We start from the raw sequence: 1,269 nt of genomic DNA, 5'->3' as shown, positions 1-1,269 counted from the left end.
AATATATAATCAAAATTTTTATGTTAACAATGGTAGTATGTATCTCCATATCCATAATTATTTTTAAAAAGGCAATTTGTGTTCAAAAAAACTCCTATCATTCATACATAACAAAATAAAAGGCGTTCTCAAAATTAACATCTTGAGAACGCCTTTTATTTCTAATCTTTTTGATAATGTAACAATTCTTTTGCTGTATGCTGATCGATAATTAATACATTTGCATACCCGCCACGTAACGCACCATCAATTGCTTTTATTTTTCTATTACCACCTGCAACTAAAATAGAACGTTTCTTTAATTTCAGTTCTTCTAACTCAATTCCAATGGTCCGCTTATTAATTTCTTCACTACTAATATTTCCGTCCCCATCAAAGAATCGTGAACAAATGTCACCGACCGATTGTTTTTTGAGTAAACTCGTTTCATCCTTATCGAAATAACCTAATCGGAATAATAGCGCTTCGTCTCGCACTGTTCCTACAGTGAAAATTGCAATATTCGCTTGTTTCCCCATTTCGATAATGTGATGAATATGTCGATCCTGCTCTACTAATTCTTTCGTCACTGCATTATCAAATATAACTGGAAGGGGGAGATTTCTTGGCGTCGTTTGAAAAGCATCTGCAAATAAAGCGATTGTTTCATTCGCATATGTATTTACACTCGAATGACTAATACCACCTTTTAACTGAACAACCTCTACCCCTTTTACATGTTGCGGTACGATTTTTCTAGCGATTTCATACATCGTCATTCCCCAGCTTACACCAACAATATCACCGTTTTTAACCGTCTTTTCCATATACTCAGCTGCATATTTGCTAATATACTCTGTAATCGTTGCATATTCCGGAACTGGAGAAAATACAACATGTGCCTCTAATAAGTTATACTTTTCTTTCAGTAAATTCCCGACGTTATCTAAATCCGCAAATGGATCAGCAATGCTAATTTGAACAAACCCTTTTTCTTTCGCGTACTTTAACAATCTAGAAATTGTTGGTCTTGAAATATTTAATTTGTTAGCAATTTCTTGCTGACTATAATCTGATTGATAATATAATCTTGCAACTTCAACGCTTAATTGTTGTTTATCTTTTTCCATAGTAACTCATTACAAATCCCTTCCTGTATTTCCCTTTCGTTACAAGCATTATACAGCTTTATGTAAAAAAATTCGACTACCGAATTTTATCTATCTGAACTTCTACTACACTTAATATATAATGAAAACTTATTGTGTAGATTTACAAACTCAATATAGA

Annotated in this window: 1 protein-coding gene; it reads right to left on the bottom strand. The window is 32.9% G+C overall.

What is annotated here, in order from left to right; genetic code table 11:
• Positions 1 to 161: 161 nt before the first annotated feature.
• The gene (locus ACQGSG_RS28965; protein WP_000409782.1) at positions 162 to 1,109 is read right to left on the bottom strand and encodes a sugar-binding transcriptional regulator; all 948 of its coding nucleotides are present in this window, start codon (positions 1,107 to 1,109) and stop codon (positions 162 to 164) included.
• Positions 1,110 to 1,269: the final 160 nt, after the last annotated feature.

This window comes from Bacillus sp. GMa5/1 (genome assembly GCF_050172015.1).
In the GTDB taxonomy this organism is placed as follows: domain Bacteria; phylum Bacillota; class Bacilli; order Bacillales; family Bacillaceae_G; genus Bacillus_A; species Bacillus_A cereus.
This window is presented reverse-complemented; position numbering and strand designations above follow the sequence as displayed.